Source organism: Pannonibacter sp. (genome assembly GCF_051860505.1).
Taxonomy (GTDB): Bacteria; Pseudomonadota; Alphaproteobacteria; order Rhizobiales; family Stappiaceae; genus Pannonibacter.
The window spans coordinates 1-16,967 of record NZ_JBHYDX010000031.1 but is presented as its reverse complement, the minus strand read 5'-3'; the positions used below and the strand labels follow the sequence as shown (position 1 = coordinate 16,967).

The 16,967-nt window shown below is 63.7% G+C and carries 16 protein-coding genes; 7 read left to right on the top strand and 9 right to left on the bottom strand.

What is annotated here, in order from left to right:
* Positions 1–91: 91 nt before the first annotated feature.
* Entirely contained in the window at positions 92–547 is a 456-nt protein-coding gene (locus tag ACTIFE_RS18445) for a BLUF domain-containing protein (RefSeq protein ID WP_439530604.1), read from the bottom strand.
* 122 nt (positions 548–669) lie between these two features.
* The gene (locus ACTIFE_RS18440) at positions 670–1,356 is read right to left on the bottom strand and encodes an SDR family oxidoreductase (RefSeq protein WP_439530603.1); all 687 of its coding nucleotides are present in this window, start codon (positions 1,354–1,356) and stop codon (positions 670–672) included.
* Positions 1,357–1,616: 260 nt separating this feature from the next.
* Here ACTIFE_RS18440 and ACTIFE_RS18435 point away from each other — a divergent pair, with 260 nt between their 5' ends.
* From ACTIFE_RS18435 to ACTIFE_RS18425, 3 genes are all read left to right on the top strand, one after another.
* Positions 1,617–2,789, top strand: coding sequence for an Mrp/NBP35 family ATP-binding protein (locus tag ACTIFE_RS18435; protein ID WP_439530602.1), 1,173 nt, complete (start codon positions 1,617–1,619; stop codon positions 2,787–2,789).
* Between the two features lie 165 nt (positions 2,790–2,954).
* Positions 2,955–3,845 carry a DMT family transporter gene (locus ACTIFE_RS18430; protein ID WP_439530601.1) on the top strand — a complete coding sequence of 297 codons (891 nt, stop codon included), beginning with the start codon at positions 2,955–2,957 and terminating at the stop codon, positions 3,843–3,845.
* A gap of 120 nt (positions 3,846–3,965) precedes the next feature.
* Positions 3,966–5,171 (top strand): multidrug effflux MFS transporter, encoded by a 1,206-nt coding sequence (locus ACTIFE_RS18425; RefSeq protein WP_439530600.1) that lies wholly within the window; start codon positions 3,966–3,968, stop codon positions 5,169–5,171.
* Between the two features lie 19 nt (positions 5,172–5,190).
* Here ACTIFE_RS18425 and moaA read toward each other — a convergent pair whose 3' ends face one another.
* On the bottom strand, positions 5,191–6,222 hold the full coding sequence (moaA, locus tag ACTIFE_RS18420; protein ID WP_439530636.1) for a GTP 3',8-cyclase MoaA: 1,032 nt from the start codon (positions 6,220–6,222) through the stop codon (positions 5,191–5,193).
* Between the two features lie 238 nt (positions 6,223–6,460).
* Here moaA and ACTIFE_RS18415 point away from each other — a divergent pair, with 238 nt between their 5' ends.
* Positions 6,461–7,900: a cryptochrome/photolyase family protein gene (locus ACTIFE_RS18415; protein WP_439530599.1), complete on the top strand. Its 1,440-nt coding sequence runs from the start codon at positions 6,461–6,463 to the stop codon at positions 7,898–7,900.
* Positions 7,901–7,903: 3 nt separating this feature from the next.
* Here the strand turns inward: ACTIFE_RS18415 and ACTIFE_RS18410 are convergent, their stop codons facing one another.
* Entirely contained in the window at positions 7,904–8,929 is a 1,026-nt protein-coding gene (locus tag ACTIFE_RS18410; protein ID WP_439530598.1) for an FkbM family methyltransferase, read from the bottom strand.
* 166 nt (positions 8,930–9,095) lie between these two features.
* Between ACTIFE_RS18410 and ACTIFE_RS18405 the strand changes: the two genes are divergently transcribed.
* On the top strand, positions 9,096–9,455 hold the full coding sequence (locus ACTIFE_RS18405) for a gamma-butyrobetaine hydroxylase-like domain-containing protein (protein WP_439530597.1): 360 nt from the start codon (positions 9,096–9,098) through the stop codon (positions 9,453–9,455).
* A gap of 224 nt (positions 9,456–9,679) precedes the next feature.
* Here ACTIFE_RS18405 and ACTIFE_RS18400 read toward each other — a convergent pair whose 3' ends face one another.
* The 5 genes from ACTIFE_RS18400 to ACTIFE_RS18380 form a co-directional block, all read right to left on the bottom strand.
* Positions 9,680–10,273, bottom strand: a complete 594-nt coding sequence (locus ACTIFE_RS18400) for a L,D-transpeptidase (RefSeq protein WP_439530596.1) — start codon at positions 10,271–10,273, stop codon at positions 9,680–9,682.
* Between the two features lie 469 nt (positions 10,274–10,742).
* The gene (locus tag ACTIFE_RS18395; RefSeq protein WP_439530595.1) at positions 10,743–12,380 is read right to left on the bottom strand and encodes a fumarate hydratase; all 1,638 of its coding nucleotides are present in this window, start codon (positions 12,378–12,380) and stop codon (positions 10,743–10,745) included.
* Positions 12,381–12,794: 414 nt separating this feature from the next.
* Entirely contained in the window at positions 12,795–13,337 is a 543-nt protein-coding gene (locus ACTIFE_RS18390) for a YceI family protein (protein ID WP_439530594.1), read from the bottom strand.
* Positions 13,338–13,365: 28 nt separating this feature from the next.
* Positions 13,366–13,947, bottom strand: coding sequence for a cytochrome b (locus tag ACTIFE_RS18385; RefSeq protein ID WP_439530593.1), 582 nt, complete (start codon positions 13,945–13,947; stop codon positions 13,366–13,368).
* Between the two features lie 63 nt (positions 13,948–14,010).
* Positions 14,011–14,589: a YceI family protein gene (locus ACTIFE_RS18380; protein ID WP_439530592.1), complete on the bottom strand. Its 579-nt coding sequence runs from the start codon at positions 14,587–14,589 to the stop codon at positions 14,011–14,013.
* A 412-nt stretch (positions 14,590–15,001) separates the two neighbouring features.
* Here ACTIFE_RS18380 and ACTIFE_RS18375 point away from each other — a divergent pair, with 412 nt between their 5' ends.
* Together ACTIFE_RS18375 and ACTIFE_RS18370 are read left to right on the top strand one after the other, a co-directional pair.
* Complete coding sequence (locus ACTIFE_RS18375; RefSeq protein ID WP_439530591.1) at positions 15,002–15,724, top strand: glycerophosphodiester phosphodiesterase; 723 nt, start codon at positions 15,002–15,004, stop codon at positions 15,722–15,724.
* A gap of 133 nt (positions 15,725–15,857) precedes the next feature.
* The coding region (locus ACTIFE_RS18370) for a FecR domain-containing protein (RefSeq protein WP_439530590.1) at positions 15,858–16,967 on the top strand (1,110 nt) is incomplete at its 3' end.

Here is a 16,967-nt window from a genome sequence, read left to right as displayed (position 1 = left end):
CGGCGCCAGACGCCAGTTGTTCGGCCACAGGGCGGCTACAGGGCGGCTACAGGGCGGCCACAGGGCAGCCACAAGGCAGCCATGGGCGGCCTCAGCTGGCCAGCAAGGCATCCACGTGCCGGTCTTCCTGGGTCAGGACGGCCAGCAGGGTCGTCATTTCGCGCGGATGCAGGTGCTTGGCGGGATTGTCGAAAGCGGCGCGGATTTCCTCGATGGCATCCGCGCTGAGCGGGGACGAGACGCCTGCAGTCGAGAACATGTCCGAGAAGGCGCGCTCAAGGATCGGGCCTTCGCTGAGGACACGGACATCCGTGTGGCGCGGATCCCGGGTGATGCGGCCGAAGGTCTCCTGGACTTCGACCTCGCCCCCTTCCAGCACATGCACGAACACCTCGCCGGTGAACAAAAGGCAGCCGGTAATTCCATTGTGGGCATTGTTGCGCCGGGATGTTTCCAGCAGATTGTCCAGGCCCTGTCCGATGTTCGGTTTGAACTCGGCGCGTTTCATCATGCTGATGTAGCAGATGTGATAAAGATCCGACATCATCGGGTCCTCCTGTGGTCGAACACCCGAATTCTATCAGACAAGATACGTAGCTTTGCTGAAGCTGTTTCCGAAAATTCGAACGAATTTTTCGATTTTCAATCGTCATCTGCGGCAGGTTCGGCTTAGAACTCCCGTTCTTCCCCTGTCCAGCGGAAGAAGCGCCCGGTGCGGGTGAGGTCGAGGTTTTCGGCCAGATCAACGATGCCGCTGGCCACTTCGCTGGCCGGGAGGTCGGCCCCGTCGCCGCCCATGTCCGTGCGCACCCAGCCAGGATCGACGATGCCGACGGCAATGCCTTCCGGCTCCAGGTCGGTCGCCAGACACTGCATCACCTTGTTGACCGCAGCCTTTGAGGCCCGATAGGCGAGGCGGTCCGACTTGGCATAGCCCATCCAGGCCATCTGGCTGGAAATCGTCAGGATGCGGCCGTTATCGGCCCGGCGCAGACGCGGAAGGAAGGCCTGGGCGACGGCGAGAGGCGCCAGCGTATTTACCTCCAGTGTCTGCCGGAAGCCTGCAAAATCCATCGAAAGCGCGCTCTGATTCTCCGGATCCGGGCCGATGACACCGGCATTGTTGATCAGGATATCGAGCGGGCTTGTCCGGCTCGAGGCGACCTCGGCGAGCCGCTCGTGATCGGTGACGTCGAAGACATGAGCCTCAAAGCCATGCCCCAGTTTCAAGGACACCGCATCCGCCTGGGCCTGGCTGCGGCAGCTTCCCTCAACTTTCCAGCCACGGGCAAGTGCGGCTTCCGCGATGGCAAGACCAATGCCGCGATTGACACCGGTGATGAGGATGGTGGGCATGAGGACATTCCAATCGGCTGGGGCGGACAACGAGATGCAGGGTGGACAGGCGCTGCAGCATAGCGGCTAAATCTGCCCTCCGGCGAGATCGAAGTGGCAAAAAAACCGGGAAATGCCCCTGCCTGCGGCAGAGTGTGGCAACACATGCAGTCCCGCAGCTACATGTGGATGACCTGATTGACGGATGGGCGCGGCAGACTAGGTTAGGCGTGTCGACCGGCGGCAAGACCGGATACCCAGAAACAAGGACTGGCAGACGGATGAGTGATGCAATCAAGGCAGAGGTGCTGGAACGCCTGGGACGGATAGCCGGGCCGGAAGGCGGCGGAGATATCGTATCGCTCGGCCTGGTGTCGGATGTCTTTGTCTCTGATGGCCGTGTCGCCTTTTCCATTACGGTTCCGGCTGACCGGGCCCGCGAGATGGAACCGCTGCGCCTCGCCGCCGAGAGCGCTGTCAAGTCCGTTCCGGGCGTCGAGAAGGCGATGGTTGCCCTGACAGCCGAGCGCAAGCCGGGCAGTCAGGGCAGTCAGGCGCCGCAGGCCGCGCCCGCAGCCGCCGCGCCGCGTCACAGCCACGCCCCGGCCGCCCCGCAAGGCCAGCGTCAAGGCGGTCCGGCCAAGGCGGGAGTGCCGGGCGTGGCCCATATCATCGCCGTCGCCTCGGGCAAGGGCGGGGTCGGCAAGTCGACCACCACGGCCAATATCGCGCTGGGCATGAAGGCCAATGGCCTGAGGGTCGGCGTGATGGACGCCGACATCTATGGCCCGTCCGTGCCGCGATTGTTCGGCGTCTCGGGCCGACCGGAGCAGGTCGAAGGCCGCATCCTGAAGCCGCTGGAAGCCCATGGCATCAAAGTCATGTCCATCGGCTTCATGGTCGAGGAAGACACGCCGATGATCTGGCGCGGGCCGATGGTCATGTCGGCGCTTACGCAGATGCTCAGGGAAGTGGCCTGGGGCGAGCTTGACGCGCTGGTCGTCGACATGCCTCCGGGCACCGGTGATGCACAGCTGACCATGGCGCAGCAGGTGCCGCTGTCCGGGGCGGTCATTGTCTCGACGCCGCAGGATCTGGCGCTGATCGATGCGCGCAAGGGCCTCAACATGTTCCGCCGGGTCGATGTGCCGGTGCTCGGGATCGTCGAGAACATGAGCTATTTCATCGCCCCAGATACCGGCAAGCGCTACGACATCTTCGGTCATGGTGGTGCGCGAGCCGAGGCGGAACGGCTGGATATTCCGTTCCTGGGCGAAGTCCCGCTCGACATGGATATCCGCATCAACTCCGACACTGGCACGCCGATTGTGGTGGCTGATCCGGATGGCGCGCATGCGAAGGTCTATCGCCAGATCGCCGCCAAGGTCTGGGACGAGGTGAGCCGGCCGATGGGCGAAGTGCGGCGCACAGCGCCTGCCATCGTGTTCGACTGAAACCGGTTGCGTCCTTTCCTGCCTGGATCGAACCGGCCAGGCGGGAAAGGTTTCGCCACTGCACGCAATCCGATTGACGGATGCTGAAAAAACGCCGACAAGCCTTGGATATCGGTCACCTATTGCCAGCCCCAAGGTGGCCTTCCCCCGTTTCAGGATCCGACCGTGGACCTCAAGGAAAATGGCAAGGCCATTTTGGCGATGCTTGTGGCGATGGCCGCCTTCATCGGCAATGATGCATTGGTCAAGATCGTCTATGAAACGGTCCAACTCGGCCAGATCATCGTGGTGCGTGGCATCATTGCGATTGTCATGATTTTAGTGCTGTCCTACGTGACCGGTGTGCATCGCGAATTCCGTCATCTGGGCAACCGGATGGTGTTCCTGCGGTCCTTCGGCGAGGTCGGCGCGACCCTGTGCTATCTCATCGCCCTGATGCATATGCCCATCGCCAATATCACCGCCATCCTGCAGGTGCTGCCGCTGATGGTGACGGGTGCTGCGGCAATCTTCCTCGGAGCGCCCGTCGGCTGGCGGCGCTGGACGGCGATCGGGGTTGGGTTCGCGGGCGTGTTGATCATCGTGCGTCCGGGCCTGGCCGGTTTTGACCAGTGGTCGATCCTGGCTCTCATTGGCATCCTGTTCATGGTGCTGCGTGACCTGACCACGCGGATGATGCCGGTGGAGGTGCCGACCTTCGGCGTGACGCTGGTCACCTGCGCCGGCGTCCTGCTGCTGGGCTTCGGTGTCGTGGGCGTCGAGGGATGGGAGCCGATGAGCCTTGCCGATGTGGGGCTGCTGACTGCAGCGGCAACCTGTCTTTTGGTAGGCTATGTCCTCCTGATCGTCGCCATGCGCATCGGCGATATTTCGCTGGTCTCGCCCTTCCGCTATTCCATCATCGTCTGGGCGATCCTGATCGGCTATTTCGTCTGGGGTGATGTTCCCGATGCTTTGACCATGCTGGGAACGGCGATCGTGGTTGCGACCGGCATCTATACCGTGATCCGCGAAAGGCGGGTCGCCCAGCAGGCGGCAGGTGACAAACCGCGCTAAGGTGGCGCCGGCTGGCAGGCGGGAATGCTGCCAATCGGCTGTGCAACAAGGTGAACCGACCGGATGAACGACCAGGTGCAACCTTCGGGGCGGGGAACAGGTGCTGTACGGCAACCGCCAATGCCGCGCCCGTCGCTGGCGATTCTCGTGGCCATTTCCACGGTCAATCCGCTGGCGATGAACATCTACCTGCCGTCACTTGCCGGGATGATCGTGGCCTTTAATGCCACGTCGGCCGAGGTGCAGTTGACGATGTCGCTGTATCTTGCGGCGGTCGGCATCGCGCAGGTTTTCCTCGGACCGATCTCCGACCGGTATGGCCGGCGCCCCGTGGTCGTCGGCGGCATGGCCGTTTTCGTGCTGGGGACGGTCATCTGCCTGATTGCGCCGGATATCAACACGCTCATCATCGGTCGCATCATCCAGGCGCTGGGCGGCTGCACCGGGCTCGTCCTCGGCCGGGCCATCGTGCGCGACCTCTACGAGCGCGACCAGGCCGCCAGCATGATCGGCTATGTCACCATGGGCATGGCCATCGGGCCGATGTTCGCCCCGGCTTTGGGCGGAGCGCTGGACGGCACCTTTGGCTGGCAGGGCGGGTTTTATCTTATGCTGCTGCTGGGTATCGGTGTATTTGCCGCGGCCTGGTTCGACCTGCACGAAACTCACCACAACCGCACGCGCGGCCAGGGCTTTGGCGGTCTCCTTGCAAGCTATCGGTCGCTGGGGGCAATTCCTGAGTTCTGGGCCTATGCCGCGACCGCGATGTTCACGTCGTCGGTCTATTTCGCCTTTCTCGGCGGCGCGCCTTTCATCGCCGCATCCGTGCTTGGCATGACGCCGCTGAGCATGGGGCTTTATTTCATGCTGGTGGCGGCGGGTTATATTGTCGGCAATGGCCTGTCGGGACGCTATGCGCAGCGGCTCGGGGTGACGACGATGGTGATCATCGGCTCGTTCATGCCGTTGGTCGCCGTGGTGCTGGTCGGCAGCCTGTTCGGCGCGGGCGTGGTGCATCCGCTGTCGCTGTTCCTGCCGATGCTGATCGTCGGCCTCGGCAACGGGCTGTGCCTGCCGAGCGCAATAGCGGGCGCGGTGAGCGTCAAGCCAGAACTGGCGGGCGCTGCATCCGGTCTTGCGGGCAGCATGCAGATCGGGCTCGGTGCGGTGTCTTCGGCGCTGGTTGCCTTCCTGCTGTCGGACGGCATGTACCCGGCGACCACCTGGCCGCTGGTGCTGGTAATGGGCGTTTGCGTTGTGCTGACGCTGGTGTCAGTTGCTGCCGTTGCGCTGATCGAGCGGCGCAGCGCCGGACGCACGACCTGACATCTTGTGCCCGGCCGCGTCAGCCGCCGGTGACACTCATGTGGCGGGAGACAGCGGGCCTTTTTGTGTTTCGGTCGATGATGAAGTCATGACCCTTGGGCTTGCGACCGATGGCCTCGTCGATGGCGCGTGCAATCAGGTCATCGCCCTCGGAGGCGCGCAAGGGCGCGCGCAGGTCGGCGCTGTCGTCCTGGCCAAGGCACATGTAGAGCATGCCGGTACAGGTCACGCGGACCCGGTTGCAGCTTTCGCAGAAATTATGCGTCATTGGCGTGATGAAGCCGATGCGGCCGCCGGTTTCCCCGACCTGCATGTAGCGGGCCGGGCCGCTGGTCTTGTAGGGAATATCCGTCAGGGTAAAGCGCTCGGCAAGCCGCGCCCGCACGAGGCTGAGCGGCAGATACTGGTCGGTGCGGTCGCCGTCGATGTCGCCCATGGGCATGGTTTCGATCAGCGTGAGATCATGGCCCTCAGCATGCGCCCACTCGAGCATGGGCACGATCTCGTCCTCGTTGACGCCCTTCAGCGCCACCATGTTGAGCTTGACCGCTATACCGGCCTCCCGGGCGGCGCGGATGCCGTCCATCACTTTGGCAAGGTCACCCCAGCGGGTGATGGCCCGGAAGCGGTCCGCGTCCAGCGTGTCGACGGAGACGTTGATGCGCCGGACGCCAGCCTGCGCCAGCTCGCCGGCATAGCGTGCGAGCTGCGAGCCGTTGGTGGTCAGCGTCAGTTCTTCCAGGGCACCAGACTTCAGATGTCGGGAGAGGGAGCGGATCAGGTCAAGGATGCCCTTGCGCACCAGCGGCTCGCCGCCGGTCAGGCGAAGCTTGCCGACGCCCTTGGCGATGAAGGCCGTGCAGAGCCGGTCCAGTTCCTCAAGCGTCAGGATCTCGCGCTTGGGCAGGAAGGTCATGTCTTCCGCCATGCAGTAGACGCAGCGGAAATCGCAGCGGTCAGTGACCGAAACGCGCAGATAGGACACGGTGCGGCCGAAGGGATCGATCATGGCCGGGCGGGCGCCGGCGGACGCCAACGGCGCTGCGGCCATCGTGATTGCATCCGCGTTCTCACGGCGCAGCGCGTCCGGAGTGAAAACTGTCTCCCCCATGCGTCTCTCCCTGCGCCCGGTTCTTGCGTCCTGCCGGGTCTCGTCGCGATCTGTTTCTTCAAACATATTGAGTTTTCATCATCCGGCAAGGGGCAGATCGGCAAAGTGATCCCGGATCGTGCCAAATGCGTATCAAGTCTCAAATTGTTCTTCTCTCCATTCCGATTGAGCGCCCCCCATGACCACCATCGTCTGGTTCCGCCAGGACCTGCGCCTGACCGATAATCCAGCCCTGTCCGAAGCTTTCGCCGATGGACCGGTGCTGCCACTTTACATCCTGGAGACGCCGGAGCAGGCGGGTGAAACGCATCCTATGACCGGGGCGAGCCGGTGGTGGCTGCATCACAGTCTCAAAGCGCTCCGCCGGGATCTGGGCTGCCTGATCATCATGGAAGGGCCGGCAGAAGCGGCGTTGGCAAGGGCGGTGGAGCAGAGCGGAGCGCGTGCGATCCACTGGAACCGGTGCTACGAGCCGCATGCGATTGCCCGCGACAAGCGCCTGAAAGCGAAGTTCAGCGCCGAGGGGCTTAGCGTGCGCAGTTTCAACGCCAGCCTGCTGCATGAACCCTGGGAACTGGAGACCAAGACCGGCGGCCCCTTCAAGGTCTATTCCCCGTTCTGGCGTGCGGCCCAATTGCGACCTGTGCCGGCGCCCTTGCCGCGCCCAGGGGGAGAACTGGTGCTACCGGACGGGCTTGGCCGGCCGCTGGATGAGTTTGCCCTCACCCCGTCGCGGCCGGACTGGGCCGCTGGCTGGCGCGATCTGTGGCAGCCAGGGGAAGCCGGGGCAGTTGAACGGCTGGCGGCATTTCTCGATGAGAACCTAAAGGGATATGGCGAGCTGCGAAACCGTCCGGACTTGCCGAATGTCTCGAGGTTGTCGCCGCATTTGCGCTTTGGCGAGATCTCGCCGCGACAGATCTTGGCCGCCACCCGGCTGCATACGGACCTGCATCCCGAGCAGGCCAAGGACGGGGACAAGTTCCTGTCGGAGATCGGCTGGCGCGAGTTCGCCTATCATCTGCTCTACCATTTCCCGGACCTGCCGGCGAAGAACTGGAAGCCGACCTTCGACGCCTATCCCTGGCGCGAAAGCGCCGAGGACCTGGCTGCCTGGCAGAAGGGCATGACCGGCTATCCGATGGTTGATGCCGGGATGCGGGAACTGTGGGCAACCGGCTACATGCACAACCGCGTGCGCATGCTGGTCGCCTCCTTCCTGATCAAGCATCTCAGGATCGACTGGCGGCACGGCGAGGCCTGGTTCCGCGACACGTTGCTGGATGCGGATCTCGCCAACAATTCCGCAAGCTGGCAGTGGGTCGCCGGCAGCGGCGCGGATGCTGCACCCTATTTTCGCATCTTCGCGCCGGTGGGGCAGGGGCAGAAATTTGATCCGGACGGTGTCTATGTCCGGCGCTGGTGCCCGGAACTGGCGCGGCTGCCGAACGAGGTCCTGCACGCGCCCTTCGAGGCACCGGACCGGATGCTGAAGGCGGCGGGCGTCGTTCTTGGCAAGACTTATCCCCGGCCCATCGTCGACCACGCAGCCGCCCGCGCTGCCGCGATGGCGGGCTACGAGGCGGTGAAGATCGCCGGTGGAAATGCCGCCGAGTAGGGCCTAGTCACCGGCTTGCGTCGGGGCATTTCCCGCCGGAATGCGAAAGTCCAGCAGACCGGCGAGGTCCCGCGCCTCCTGGCCGGTGACGTCGAACTCGGCCGATGTGGCAAAGGTGCGGGCAAGGCTCCAGAAGTCGGGATGGGCGAAATGCGGCTGCATCGCCGCAAGGCTCTCCGGTTCGCGCCCGAGCACAAGCCGGTAGGCGGCGCGGATCTCGGCCTCGCTGCGTGGTAACCCGGCCGGTGCGGCCTCCTCCGGCAGCTGACCTGTCAGCAGCATCTGGGCCAGGGTTGCAAGGCCGGTGGCCCGGGTGGCCAGCCGGGAAAGCGTGACACTGGCATCTCCGCCGTACCAGATGAAATCGTCGAAGATATTGGCGCCGAGGCCAAAGCGGCTGGAAAGCTCACCATGGGCCTGATGCAGATAGAAGCGGTTGAGCCCGTCGAACTGCATCGCCGTGTAGCCGAGGTCCTGCAACTGGCGGTCAACCTCGTTCTCGGCAACCGATCCTTCGCCCTGCACCGTGGTCTCGATGGCGACAACCCAGGGCCGCACGGGGGACGCACCCCAGCTGGCGAGAACGTCCTCTTCCATGCCCTCCACATCGATCTTCAGCCAATGCACATCGCCGGGCGCGGCATTCAGGACATCCGCCAGGCGCAAGGCCGGAACAGTCAGTTGCTCGCTGTGGTAGCCGGCCGCGCCATGCGCTGCAGCCACATCCGCCCGGCCGGTCGACAGGCCGCTGGTGCCATTGATGCGGTGGAAGGTGACACTGCCCGGGCTGGTCGACAGGGCGGCCTCGAACACCCGGTCGCCGGGACGGGCGGCGCGGAGCGCGGCAGCCATTTCCGGCAGCGGCTCGACATGGAAGCCGCGCCAGCCTTGGCGATAGAAGCCGAGGGAGACTGAGTCCTGCACCGGATGCGCAGCGCCCACATCAATATAGAAGCCGTTCTCGACATCGCGCAGCACGCGCCAGAGGATCACATCCTCGAAATTCTGGGAAAAAGCTTCAAAGCGCATCAGGCGGGTCCGGGTAAAGATCGCAAGCGCAACTAATGATATTGTGCCAGCGTTCTGGCAAGCGATATCAGTGAGATACTTGACCTGTGCACCGGAGAGACTAGGTTCTGAAGGCCATCTAGGCTCGCCTGCCGCCCCCGCCTTTTCTGTCTCAGGACCTTTTTACATGAGCACCCCCTGGCCAACCGAACTTCGCCTGTCCAATGACAAGAAGACTTTGACCGTGGCCTTTGAAAGCGGCGAGCGGCATGCCTACAGCGCCGAGTATCTCAGGGTCTGTTCACCGTCCGCCGAGGTGCAGGGGCACAATCCGTCACAGAAGATCACGGTGCCGGGCAAGCGCAACGTGATGATCATCGGTATCGAGCCGGTCGGCAACTATGCGGTGCGCTTGCGGTTTGACGACATGCACAACACCGGCATCTATACGTGGCCCTATTTTCTCGAACTCGGCCAAAACCCGGACAAGCACTGGGGCGTCTATCTGAAGGAACTGGAGGAGAAGGGGCTGTCGCGGGACCGGTGAGGATGGGAGATTTCACTCGTCGCTCCTGCGCAGGCAGGAGCCTAGTAATCGGGGCAGGGATTGTTTGTCCCCGGCATCAAGAAATAGTCAATTCAGCGGGTTACTAGGCTCCTGCCTGCGCAGGAGCGACGAAGTGCGGATCCGGTTTGATGCGTCAATGGCCCCGGCTCTGGCGAGGCAGAGCCGGGGCGGCGCAAGGAAAGCAGGTGCCCTCGCTTCCAACCTCAGCGCTTCACGACCACCTTGGCGCCGACGCCGACGTTTTCGTACAGATGTTCGACATCTTCATTGGCAAGGCGAATGCAGCCGGACGAGACGGCCGACCCGATGGTCCAGGGTTGGTTGGTGCCGTGAATGCGGTAGATCGTCGAGCCGATATAGAGCGCGCGGGCACCCAGCGGATTGTTGATGCCGCCGACCATATGCGCGGGAAGGATCCTGCCTTGCTTGCGCTCGCGGGCGCGCATGGCCGGCGGCGGGGTCCAGCCCGGCCATTCCGCCTTGCGTGTCACGGTGTGCACGCCCGACCACTGCATGCCCTCCTTGCCGACACCGACGCCGTATTTCATGGCGCGGCCACCATCACGCACGTGGTAGAGCCGGCGTTCCTTGGTGTCGACGATGATGGTTCCCGGCGCATAGGGACCGGAATAGCTCACCATCTCGCGCGCAATCGGCGAGCGACCGGAGCCGGTGCCCGGACCGTAGCTCTCCCACTGCCGGGTGACCGGGTCATAGAAGCGGCCCGCCTGGGCACTGGCGGCCGCAGTACCGGCCAGAAGAATACAGGTGGCCAGAAGGCCGATCATCTTGCGCATCAGAAAGTGCTCCCCACACACAGCGCCACCCGGCGCGTCTCTCCAAATCCTGCCGCAGACTAGAGCATGCGTCTTTCTACCGACTTAACGCAAGGGGATCGGGGTTCACGTGCGTTTGACTGGCCTTGTCAGTGATCCGGACCTTGGATCATGTCATCCGGCCGGCCAAGCGAAGTACGAACCGGGGGGGCACCGACAAATCTGTATAACGACGAAGGGCCCCGGCGGGGCCTTGAGGTTGATGGCAGGCCTCGATCTCACCGGCGTCATCCCGGCCCAGCGAAGCGCCGAGCCGGGACCGGAGAGCCGAGGTGTCGATAATTCAATGAGTTATACTGGCGAGGCTTCGGCTCTCCGGTTCCGGGTCTTCGCTGTGTTCAGCCCGGGATGACGATGGAGAGTTTATTTGCAGTTGCGAAGGGCCCCGGCGGGGCCCTCCGAAATCAGCTGACCGGCTTAGGGAAACATCTCAGCCGAGGTTCAGTTCCTTGAAGAAGTCGTTGCCCTTGTCGTCGACGACGATGAAGGCGGGGAAGTCCTCGACGTCGATCTTCCAGATCGCTTCCATGCCGAGTTCCGGATAGGCGACGACCTCGACCTTCTTGATGCAGTCCTGGGCGAGGCGCGCTGCGGGGCCGCCGATGGAGCCGAGGTAGAAGCCGCCGTGGGCCTGGCAGGCGCGGCGGACAGCGGCCGAACGGTTGCCCTTGGCCAGCATCACCATCGAGCCGCCCGCAGCCTGGAACTGGTCGACATAGGCGTCCATGCGCCCGGCCGTGGTCGGGCCGAAGGAGCCTGACGGCATGCCTTCCGGCGTCTTGGCAGGACCGGCGTAGTAGATCGGGTGGTTCTTGAAATAGTCCGGCAGCGGCTCACCGGCCTCCAGTCGCTCGCGAAGTTTGGCGTGGGCCAGATCGCGGGCAACGATCAGCGGGCCGGTCAGAGACAGGCGGGTCTTGATCGGGTGGCGTGACAGTTCGGCGAGGATCTCCGGCATCGGCCGGGTCAGGTCGATCTTGACCACCGTTTCGGACAGATGGTCGTCTGTCACGTCCGGCAGGTAGGTCTCCGGGTGCATCTCGAGCTGCTCGAGGAAGATGCCATCCCTGGTGATCTTGCCCACCGCCTGACGGTCGGCGGAACAGGATACGCCAAGGCCGATCGGCAGCGACGCACCGTGGCGCGGCAGGCGGATGACGCGAACGTCATGGCAGAAGTACTTGCCGCCGAACTGCGCGCCGACGCCGGTCGCCTGGGTCAGCTTGTGGATCTCGGCTTCCATTTCCAGATCGCGGAAGGCGTGGCCAAGTTCGGAGCCTTGCGTCGGCAGCGTGTCGAGATAGCGGGCAGAGGCAAGTTTCACCGCCTTCAGGCACATCTCGGCCGAAGTGCCGCCGATGACGATGGCCAGGTGATACGGCGGGCAGGCGGCGGTGCCGAGCGTCAGGATCTTTTCCTTCAGGAACTCGATCAGCCGGTCACGGGTCAAAAGCGACGGCGTGCCCTGGAACAGGAAGGTCTTGTTGGCCGAGCCCCCGCCCTTGGCCATGAACAGGAACTTGTAGGCGTTCTCGCCCTCTGCATAGAGCTCGATCTGCGCCGGCATGTTGGTCGAGGTGTTCTTTTCCTCGAACATGGAGATCGGCGCCAGCTGCGAATAGCGCAGGTTGCGCTTGAAATAGGCGTCGCGCGCGCCCTCACCAAGGGCTTCCTCGTCGCTTCCATCGGTCCAGACGCAGCGGCCCTTCTTGCCCATGACGATCGCCGTGCCGGTGTCCTGGCACATCGGCAGCACGCCGCCGGCGGAGATGCTGGCGTTCTTCAGGAGGTCAAAGGCAACGAACTTGTCATTGTCGGTCGCCTCCGGGTCATCGAGGATGGCCTTGAGCTGGGCCAGATGCCCGGGACGCAGGTAGTGGTTGATGTCGATGAAGGCCTGCTCGGCCAGAAGCCGCAAACCTTCGCGCTCGACCACCAGCATCTCCTTGCCGTTGAAGGAGGTGGTGGACACATGGTCAGACGTCAGCTTGCGGTAGGGCGTCTTGTCCTCGCCAAGCGGGAACATGGCGCTGTGAAGATAGTCCGGAGCGGTGACAGGAGCGTTCATCGGGGTCTCTTTCCTGGCGGCCGTGCTTCGTGATTGGAACGGCTCAAAACGGGATGGCCTTCTTTACGGCAAAAAGGCCGGTTCCGCCAAGCGGTCCGGCCTCTGGCTGCGGACAAACCTTGTTTGTTGCTGGCACCTTACTCCGTGTCACCCCGGCCGAGCATCGCGAGAGCCGGGGCCTACTCGCTTCCAGAGCGGTGCGGTGCGTGCAGCAGCGCTGCGGCAAGCATCGCATGCCCTCTCTGCAGCCTGTGGTGCGACCCTGCCAGTTTCTGCTGCTCTGCGAACGAGTAGGCCCTGGGTCTCCGCTTCGCTCCGCCCGGGGTGACATCGGCGGGCGCAATAACGAAGCAAGGGCCGCTCCCGCCAAGCGGGTCCGGCCTTCGCTATTCGTCGCGGGGACACCACGGGCGGTCAGCGGCTTGCCGTCAGGTCCAGCTTGATGGTGACATCATCGCCGACGGTGGCCGGCGGGAAGCTTGCGCCGACCCCGAAGGCCGTGCGCTGGACTTTTGCCGTGCCGATTGCCCGGGCCGTATCGCCGCTGATGTCGAGCGTGAAGTCGAGTGTTACAGGCTGGGTCTGACCGCGCAGGGTCAAAGTGCCCTCCATCTGATAGGCATTGCCGCCTTTGGACGAGACGGCGCCGGAGGTGAAGGTCGCGGTCGGAAAGGTCGCAGCTGCCAGCCAGTCTGCACCCGGGATCATGTCGACGAACTGCGGGTTGGCGGTGGCAATGCCGCCGGTCTCGATGGTGGCATCGATCTTGGCATCCGCCGGATTGGCCGGGTCGAAACGGATCGCCGCTGTCCAGGTCTTGAAGGTGGCCTCGACCGGTTGCCCACCCTGGTCAACTGCAAAGCCGAGCGTGCTGGCGACCGGGTCGACGGTCCAGTCGGACGCCAGTGCCGGGGAGGCAAAGGTCAGGGCAAGTGCGGCGGCAATGAGCTTGCGCATGGGAGAACTCCTTGAAACGGAAAAGGCGTTAGGCGCGCGGGGCGGCATCGGGACGCAGCATGCGGCGCAGGACGGCATCACGGGCCAGGAAATGGTGTTTGAGGGCAGCGCCGACATGCGCCACCAGCAGAAGGATCAGCAGCCAGGCAAACAGCTCGTGCAGGTCCTTGAACAGGGTTTCGGCTTCTGCCTTGGTGCCAAGCGTTTCGGGCACGGGAAGATGGGGCACGGGCACCGCGCCGAAGAGGATGGTCGGAATATTCCACGGCGAGGCGGAGACCATCAGCCAGCCGCTCAGCGGAATGGCGAAGAGCAGGCCGTAGAGCCCCAGGTGGCCAAGATGCGCGGCCGCCTTTTCCCAGGCGGGCATGCTGGCGGGCAGGGCCGGGCTCGGGTTGGCAAGGCGCCAGACGAGGCGCAGCACGGCGAGGCCCAGAACCACGAAGCCGACCGACTTGTGCAACTGGAACAGGGCGAAGGTCGAGGGATCGGTCAAGGGCTGGCGGTGCATGTACAGCCCCAGCGCGAGCATGGCGATGATCATCACGGCCATGGTCCAGTGGAAGGCGATGGCGATCCAGCCGTAGCCGGTGGAACTGTTGCGCAGCATGGGGCTCTCCAGATTTGAGGGGTCGGACACCTCCAGGGGCGTCCGACCCGACCTGCGCGGACCTTACTTGGCCGCAGCGAGGGTTTCAGCGTGCAAGGTGATGGTCACCTCGTCGCCGACATAGGGGACGAACATGTTCATGCCGAAGTCGGACCGCTTGATCGTGGTGGTGCCGGCAAAGCCGATGGCCGGCATCTTGGCCATGGGATGCTCACCCATCGTGGTCACGGTTACGGCGAGGGTCGCCGGCTTGGTGATGCCCTTGATGGTCAGGTCGCCGATGATGTCCAGGGTGTTGTCACCGGTCTTGGTCACCTTGGTGCTTTTGAAGGTCGCCTGCGGGAACTTGGTGACGTCGAAGAAGTCGGCGCCTTTCAGGTGCGTGTCGCGATCGGCAAAGAAGGTGTCGAGCGAGGTGGTGTCGATGGTGAACTCGATGGACGAGGCTTCCGGCTTGTCGGCATCGACGAGAAGCGTAGCGTCCCAGTTGCCGAAGCGGCCATCCGTAGTGGAGTAACCGAGGTGATCATAGGTGAAGGACAGGTTCGAGTGGCTCTTGTCGAACGCATAGGCCACCGGCTCGGCGAGCGCCGGGGTGGCGAACAGGGCGAGGGCAAGGGCAGAAGCGGCAAAGCGGGTCATGCGACGTCTCCGGAAGGGATAAACAGGAAGGCATCAGTGATGCCGGCGCTGCTACATGTAGCTGATTTTGCGCAAGGCACAATTTGACGGGCTGTTCACCACGGGTGAACGATGCCCGCAAGTCACCTGGTGAACTGACCACAATTAACGACCGATCTCTGCCAGAAACTGCGGAAAAATACGCATTTTCCAGGTTCGGCAGCTCAATGCGGCAAGTCGGGATCACAGGATCTTCTCGCAGATGTGAGCGAGGCTGGTGGTGCAATGCACAATGGAAAGTCGGGGGGCGTGGGCCGTTTTGTCATCAATCCATCAACGGACTGGTGCAGGAAGGAAGCAGTCAAGTCCGCATCCATAACAAGATTTTGCCATCCGCTGCAATCCTTGGTGGTGGAGACCGAAGGGATTCGTTGTGAAGAAAGCCGTGCTCATCTGCCATCGTGGCCTGTCGCGCAAAGCGCCTGAGAACACGCTGGCAGCGCTGGAGGCAGCGATTGCCGCCGGAGCCGATGTGGTCGAATTCGACATCCACACCAGCTGTGACGGCGTGCTCTATGTCATCCACGACGAGACAGTGGACCGCACCAGCAACGGACACGGCCGTGTGGCGGACATGACGTCGGCGGAACTGGATCGGCTCGATGCCGGCAGCTGGTTTTCGCCAGCCTTCGCAGGTGAGCGGCTGCCGCGTTTGTCTGTGTTCCTGGACGCCTGCAAAGGCCGGATCGGCACCTATGCCGAGATCAAGGCAGCGGACCCGGCGCGGGTGCGCGACATGTTGGCCGCGCGCGGCATGCTCGGCCGGGCCTGGTCCTTCTCGTTTGACCAGGACATTCGGGCGCAGATGCGCGCTAGGGTGCCGGACCTGCGCCGCATGGTGCTGTTCCAGCATATGGGTTCGGTGGAGCGGGCCGTGGCGGCCGAGGCCCATATCCTCGAATTCCACGAGGGCAATATGACGCCCGAGCGCGTTGCCCGGGCGCGGGAGGCCGGGCTGGTGACGCAGATGTTCTACGCCGGGGCTGAAGAGGATGTGTTTGAACGGGCGATCCGCTGTGGCATCGAACAGATGAATATCGACGAGGCTGAATTGTTTCGGGCTGTCGAGGCGCGGATGCTCGCAGAGACGATTTGATATATTTGCGCCTCTGGCGTTGAGCTTGCCGTCAATCGGCCGAAACCCTGTTCTTTGTGAGGTCGGATTCAGCGGAAGTTAAGGCAGATGTGTTTGGTTTGGTCCGATCTGATACAGAGACGGACGGGACACGATGCAAAAGCGGACCCTGCGGGCAGGCCTTCTCGGCCAGAGATCAATCGGTCATCCGGCAACACGCCTGGCTCTGCGATGGCGCGGTTTTTCTGTCACGGGCGCCGTGCGACTGCTGGGAGTGATCCTGGCGCTGGCCGGTCTGTCTTCGCCGGTTCTGGCTGCGGACTGGGTGATCCAGCGCAGCAGTGGCAAGGTGTATCTGCTTTCGCCGGGCGTAGAGCCTGTTGCCGCGCGAAGCGGCATGGTCCTGCCGAAAGGCGTGACCCTTGCCACGAGAAGCGGAGCAAAGGCGCTGCTGGTCCGCGGCCGGGAGACCATTCTCGTCTCCCAGAACTCGACGGTTGCAATCTCGCGCCTGAAGAGTACAGGCGATACCACGACCCTCCTGCAGCGTGACGGTCAGGTGAGCGTGGACGTGGAAAAACGGGCCAGGCCGCATTTCGTGGTCGAGACCCCGTTTCTGGCCGCCGTGGTCAAGGGAACGCGGTTTGATGTCCAGATCCGCAAGGGACGGGCGAAGGTTGAGGTTGAGCGGGGCCTGGTCCAGGTGATTGATCTCGATACCGGCGAGCGATCCGATATCGGAGCCGGGCAAGAAGCCAGCACGCAGGATGGGGTTGGTCTCAGCGTGGCCGGATCCGGCACCCTTCCCACAATCGAAACCGGAACGGCTCCAGCCTCGTCCACCTTCTCCTCGTCGCCCTCCGGCACTGTGAGCGGAGCAAACAGCGTAACCCCGTCGGGAAGCTCCGGCAGTGCTTTCACCTCCCGCAACAATGACACGCCCCGAGACAACTCGGACGGTGGCAAGGGTACCGGCAACGCCAACGCCAACGCCAACGCCGGCGGCAACGCCAGCGGCAATGGCAACGCCAACGCCAACGCCAGCGGCAATGGCAACGCCGGCGGCAATGGCAATGGCAACGCCGGCGGCAACGGCAATGGCAACGCCGGCGGCAACGGCAACGGCAACGCTGGCGGCAACGGCAACGGCAACGCCGGCGGCAACGGCAATGGCAACGCCGGCGGCAACGGCAATGGCAATGCCGGCGGCAATGGCAATGGCAACGCCGGCGGCAATGGCAATGGCAACGCCGGTGGCAATGGC